4 protein-coding genes are annotated in these 6,539 nt (G+C 36.9%); 2 read left to right on the top strand and 2 right to left on the bottom strand.

The genetic code is table 11. The features are described from left to right. Positions 1 to 406 precede the first annotated feature (406 nt). Both M0P98_08850 and M0P98_08845 read right to left on the bottom strand, forming a co-directional pair. Positions 407 to 3,016, bottom strand: coding sequence for a hypothetical protein (locus M0P98_08850; GenBank protein ID MCK9266957.1), 2,610 nt, complete (start codon positions 3,014 to 3,016; stop codon positions 407 to 409). 505 nt (positions 3,017 to 3,521) lie between these two features. Beyond that, on the bottom strand, positions 3,522 to 4,010 hold the full coding sequence (locus tag M0P98_08845) for a hypothetical protein (GenBank protein MCK9266956.1): 489 nt from the start codon (positions 4,008 to 4,010) through the stop codon (positions 3,522 to 3,524). A 207-nt stretch (positions 4,011 to 4,217) separates the two neighbouring features. Between M0P98_08845 and M0P98_08840 the strand changes: the two genes are divergently transcribed. Together M0P98_08840 and M0P98_08835 are read left to right on the top strand one after the other, a co-directional pair. Next, the gene (locus M0P98_08840) at positions 4,218 to 5,051 is read left to right on the top strand and encodes a sugar phosphate isomerase/epimerase (protein ID MCK9266955.1); all 834 of its coding nucleotides are present in this window, start codon (positions 4,218 to 4,220) and stop codon (positions 5,049 to 5,051) included. Between the two features lie 18 nt (positions 5,052 to 5,069). Further along, a complete protein-coding gene (locus tag M0P98_08835) occupies positions 5,070 to 6,167 on the top strand; it encodes a DUF362 domain-containing protein (GenBank protein MCK9266954.1) in 1,098 nt (365 codons plus the stop codon). Positions 6,168 to 6,539: the final 372 nt, after the last annotated feature.

Here is a 6,539-nt window from a genome sequence, read left to right as displayed (position 1 = left end):
CATACACCTTCTACGCCACAATCGGGCACTCTGAGAACTCACCCTTCTGCATATAAAGCATCTCCGAAGGGCTTAACAGGCTCAGAGTATAAGAACAAAAGGCTTGAACCTTTTGTTAACAGCCCCCCCCATTCCGTCTTTTGTAGTTTATCTTGCGAGCTTTACCCGCCGTAGCCAACCTACGCTAAAATAAAAGCTTCGGCAGGTATACCTTGGCGTAGGAGGGGCCTCTTAGCGTGGCAATCCCGCCGAAGGCGAAAAAGGAATGGGGGTAAACAATAGTAGGGATAAAAACGAGGATTGCCACATCATTAGAAGGCATTCCTCGCAATGCCATAAAACGGCAGATAAAGACAAAAGACCCCCTCACCTTACATCCTCTCCCCCAATGAACAGAATAAAGAAATTAATCAAGATCAAGGGATTTACGTAGAACAAGGATTACATCTCGTATGTTAACTCCGTCTGTACCGTTCATATCGGCTCTGTTTTGCAACCAATCAGGATATTCTGTATATGTGTTCTCATTAATAGTTACAGACAACCCTATAGACATCCTTAAACATAATATGACATCGGATATATTAACAGTCCCATCGCCGTTAATATCCCCCAACTCTACAGATTCTGTTTTAAAACTTGTTTCATCTGACCAGTAAGACCAAGCACCACCTTCGTCTTGATACCTTACTTGCCAAGAATATTCTGTATCATAATTTAGTTTCCCCACAGGAATATCAATTTCAATAAGGTTGTTGGTATCTCTACCACTATCAAAAGCCGTTTCTTCATTATTTTTAAAGGTTATTTTCCATTGAGATGCTTTATGTTCAGCCAAACCCGCACCTTCAAAGTTACTTGCTTTTAAAGAGGGTGTGATACTAACCTCTACAGAATTGTCATCTGGGCTTACGTTGTTCGGTTTTTGGGGAGAAGTTGCCAAAGTGTCAGCAGTGAACCAGGTTTCATCTGACCAGTCAGACCATATATCAGCACCATTTTGATACTTTACTCGCCAATAGTATGTAAAACCAGTTTCAAGGTCTATGGGAGGAGAAAATTCTTCTGCAGGAGTTTGGGTTTCCTCATCCACCACAGGGGTTTCATAAGTATTTTCTGCTTTTCTTATTTGCCAATGGGTTTTTTTGTGAATATCACTTCCAGTATATTCCTCCCCTGCTCCTTTCTCAAAGGAACTGGCTTTAAGTTTGTAACCAGAAAGTAAAACGTTTGTTGCTCCATCAGAGGGAGATATATTGATAGGTTTTAGGGGCGATGATACAATTGTAATTAAGTTGCCTATAATCGGGTCGCCCTCGCAGGTTACATCTAAACCACTTGTTTTTCCAATAGAGGTAATATCTATATTTTTAAGAAGGTCTATACCAAAAGTTTCCCCACTTTGGGGTGTTCCATTAAAATCAAAACGGAGTTCCCAGTGTTTGTTCGAGTCGTTTGGACCTACCTCAACATTTAGTTCATTGAAAGTTATTTTATTCTCTGCTATTGTGCCAACACCAGCCAGTGTATCAAAATCTCCGTTATTATTTGAATCATAATATAGTTTTGCCGATGAAAGAGAAGTTGAAATATTGCCAGTACCTTTTGGTGTAAAATTTATTTTTTTAATTGTTACCTTTTCATAGTTACCAATAGTCCCTAAATCAAACCTAAAAATAGGGACATCTTTTGAGTTAGAAGCAACTGGGTCGGAACTATTTATCTGGTCTTCAGGTTCGGTTTTATATAACCCTTCAACATATGTGATAGAGCAAAGGTCGTTTATAATGGTTAAACCGTTTTGGAAAGTGGGAACCCAGATAACAGGAAATTCAAAGCCTTCTTTCTCTGCAACAAGGTAATAGTAGCCAGGATTTAAGTTTATTATGATACATCCACCATCTGGTTCGGTTGAAGTTAACTCTGGGTCAACATGCCCTTCCTCATCAAGATAATAACGGGTTATAGGTGTTATTTGGTTACCTGAATCATCAAAGAGTTCTATTTTTACGTTAGATATCTCGGAATCTATTAGTATAGAACCTTTATCCGCTTGTGGAAGTTGCCCTACTGCTTCCTCAAACATCTCCTCTGTAACCATAAAGAGTTGAATATCATTGTTACCAGATTCAACAAGACCATATAGATATGTATCAAGAAAACCAGTTTTAGATGACTTCAAAACACACATAGAGTTTGATGGAATATCTTCTAAATCAAAAGAACCATCGTTACCGGAAGAAGCCGTCTTTAACCCCAATAAAGCAATGTCGGCTCCTACAACAGGTTCTTCTCCATCACCATCATCAGTAAATGCTATACCACTTATATTGGTTGGATTAACTGGCAAGATAGACATAAGAGTTAAAGCATCAGGGTAAGCAACAGCAATTGCAGTAGAAAGAGTTATTCCAGCTTTAGCCCCTTTTACAATAACAGGTCTGCCGGGCTCAACGTTGTATATACCAAAAAATCCGAGGTCAGTTGTGCTTGTAGAATTACCAGGTTTTAACATATAACGTAAAGAAGCCTCAATATATTTAACAACTCCAGCCGGTTCGCCTGTATCAAGATATATTGCTTCAATTGTTACGCCTTCACCATCTGTTAATCCAACAATATCTCCTCTACCTGAGATATGTTTAGGAGCAGTCCCTGAACTTATATTTTTAGTATAAAGGTTATTATCAAAAATAAATGCTGCTTGGTAAACATTATTTTCGCCTGTATCTAAAAACTGGGTATAGGTTGTTTTATAACCGTCCTTTGTCAATTTTAAGCCAGAAATTGAGTTAGAAGGTATATCGTTTAAAGTAAATTCCCCATTAGCGTCGGTTATAACACTCCTTGTTGTTCCAAGAAATTGGATTTCAACACCTCCGACGGGAGGAAATTCTGGTGGGAGAGCAATTTTCACATTGTTAATTGTTCCTGATATGTTTATGCTTCCAAAAAGAGTGAATGGAATAAAGAGAAGAGCAATAAGCAGAAGAAGGGATGTTTTTTTGAAAACCATAAAACCTCCATTGTTATTAAAAACAAGTTATTTTTTATTTATTTTATAACATTTTAGAGGTTTTAGTCAAAAGTTTTTTCTTTGGTTCTCATTACTTTTTGCCACATTTAATAAAGACGAAGGTCGGACCTCCGCAAAATACTCCCTCTTTGCCTTCTCCCCTTGAGAATTGTAGGTATTGGAAATCCCCAAGGGTTTGCAGAGAGGTTAATGGGATGAGGTTTATCCACCGAAGCCAACCTACGCTAAAATACAAGCTTCGGCAGGTATACCTTGGCGTAGGAGGAGGTGTAGTTGGCAGGCAAGGAAAAATACGAGGGATTGCCCTGCATGTCATTCCGGACTTGATCCGGAATCTCGCTTTTCCTACTACCAGCGTGGGTTAGGTGAGAGATCCTGAAACAAGTTCAGTATGGTAAAAGGGGTGGATAGAAGGCAAAAAGCAATGCTAAAGTATTGATAACCATAGACTTGCAAACCGCGTAGGTTTGCAAGCTGAAAGAGGTTAGTTGTGTTTGATGAATTTATCGCCTTCAATAGGAAAGTTTTTCTCTTGAAATGTTACACCTATACCATTAAACTCTTTTATACCTTTCTCTTTGTTAGGTATTGTAACTTCATATTTTATTTCAAACTCTTTAAGGTTTTTTTCAAATATTAGCCATTTGTATGCTCTATCCTCGTATTTCATCCAGGCAGGAGTAGCTGAGGTTATTTTCCAGTTAATAGGGAGTATCTCTTCAATTATTACACCTGTTATGTCGGGTATTGGTCTAACCTTTAATGTTACAAAGAGAGGTTCTCCTGAAGAGTAGGTTTTAGGAAGGATTCTTGTAATAGTGGTTCGAGGTTTTTCTATTTCTGGTTTTGAGACTTCTTTTTCTATTAAGATATCAATTGTTTTTTCTTTATTTGGAGTAGTTTTAACTGAAGTTGTGCATCCAGACATAAGTAAGCAACTCATGACAATGAGCAGTAAGCATATTTTTTTCATTTTTCTCCTTATGTTTGTTATTTATTCTTTTGGTTGATTATAAAATGGGCTATTTTTTTTGTCAAAGAGGAAAAAGGGTGAGAGGGGCAAGAAAAAAAATTATTTTTTTGTGATTTTACCAAATATAATATAGAATATACTACCAAGTATTAAAACTTACATATCGTTTAATAAAACCTACAGTTTTTAATAACAACGGAGGGACAAATGAAATTTACAGGGATAAGTGATGAGGCTGGTCAACCTATTGAAGTGCAAATAAAGGCCCATAAGGAGTTGGGTTGGGATTATTTGGAAATTAGAGAGGTTGATAAAGAAAATCTTACTCTTATGTCAGATGAAAAGTTTGATGAAGTTTATGCAAAAGTATCTGAAGCCGGGATGAAAGTTTCTTGTTTTGCAGGTGCTGTCGGTAATTGGGCTACAAAGATTTCTGGAGATTTTACAAAAGATTATGACGAGATCAAAAGAGCTATCCCAAGAATGAAAAAATTTAACACTAAATATATTCGAGTTATGTCCTGGCCAAACGATAGTGAAAACCCTTGGACTTATGAAGATTGGGGAAAAGAAGCTATCAGACGAATGAAGGTGTTGGCAAAAATGGCTGAAGATGCTGGAATAATTCTTGCCCACGAAAACTGTAGTGGTTGGGCTGCAAAAACAAAAGAGATGCTCCGCATTTATGAAGAAGTTGATTCCCCTGCTTTCAAACTTATGTATGACACAGGAAACGTTGTTGCCTATCAAGATGGTGATGCTTTTGATAATTATATGCAACTTAAACCATATATTGGTTATGTGCATATAAAAGATTATAAGAGAATTGATGGTAAATCTGCAGCTGTTTATCCAGGAGAAGGAGAAGGGAGAGTTAAAGAGGTAATGGCTGATTTGAAAAAAACTGGGTATGATGGTTTTGTTTCCATAGAACCCCATATGGCAAGTGTTGTTCATTTGAGAAAAGTTGGAGACCCAGAAGAAACATATAATATATATATAAATTATGGAAAAACACTAATCTCTATTGCAAAAAGTTAAGTCTGCTGAAGAATTATTATGAAAGAACAAGTTGTAGTGATAAAGTGTAGTTCGTATGATAAAGAAGAGGTAGAAAAAGCTGTTAAAAAAATATTCTTTTTGACGGGTGTTAAACCTGACGCTTTCGAAAAGATATTATTTAAACCAAATATGCTTTCTGCAAGGTTGCCAGAAGAAGGTGTAACTACTCATCCTTCTGTATTGGAAGAGGCTGTTCTTTATTTTGAGAATTGTCAGAAAATTATTGGAGATAGCCCTGCAAATTCATTGAAACCGATTCCTGTATATTGGGAAAAATGTGGGTTTAAAAAAGTTGCTGATAATACAGGAGCAAAACTTGTTAAGTTTGATAACTCTTTTTTTGTTGAGGTGTCTGGAAAAAATACCGTTAAGGTACCTGTTACTCCTCTAATAAAAGATTTTTCGCTTGTAAATATATCAAAGCTTAAAACCCACGGGCTAACAATTTTAACAGCGGCAATAAAAAATCTTTACGGGCTTATTCCCGGTTATCATAAAAGTGTGCTACATAGTAAATTTGTTTCGCCTATAGATTTTTCAGAATTTATTGCTGATTACTACCATAATATAAGACAGTATGTTTCTTTTAACCTAGTTGACGCAGTTGTTTCTATGGAAGGTAAAGGACCTTCTGCCGGAAAATTGAAGCTTACTGGATATATTATTGGAGGGACAAATGCTGTTGCTGTTGATATGATATGTTGTCGTCTGCTTGGTTTAAATGTAAAGAATGTCCCCTTTCTTCAAAAATATGATGAAAAATATGGGCTTCCAGATGTAGAACTTACTGGTGACGAATTAGTACCTGTTAAAAACTTTTCTATTCCTGGAAAAAATAAACATATTTTAACGTCTAACAAGGTTATTAAGAGATGTTTAAACTTTGTAGGAAAGTTTTTTAAAATTTTGCCTGAGATACAATACGAAAAATGTAAAAAATGTTATGCTTGTGTCCAGGTTTGTCCTGTAAAGGCTATTTCAAAAGAGTTGGTAGTAGATAAGAATAAGTGTATTAGTTGTTTATGTTGTTTTGAGGTTTGCCCTTATAAAGCAATTGAAGTTAAAAAGAGTTTTATTGCAAGACTGTTTACTTGAAGGAATAGGGAGCGGATAAAAAGATGTTTGAAACCCCCATTCCTTTTCGCTACACTTGACTAAGACGAAAGTCAGACCTCCGCAAAGAGCGCCGAGGGCCGACCTTCATCACTAAATTAGTGTAAAAAGAAGAAAAGCGAAAGACGAAAAGATAAAAGCAAAGACAAAAAGACCCCCTCATCCTTGTTCCTTCTCCCCCAAGAGGAGAGGAATGTTGGAGTGGAATATCTCGGTTTTATTACTCCTGTTACGTGAGTGACGGAGTAGGAGGAAAGCGTAAAAGCAAAAAAACGTCGGATTACCCGTGTTTGTCATTCCGGACTTGATCCGGAATCTCGCTTTTACTACTCTTGTTACGTGAGTGACGGAGTG

It is taken from the genome of bacterium, assembly GCA_023230585.1.
GTDB lineage: Bacteria > Ratteibacteria > UBA8468 > B48-G9 > JAFGKM01 > JALNXB01.
Note: the sequence above shows the minus strand (reverse complement) of the source record. Positions and strands in the feature narration are given on the sequence as shown.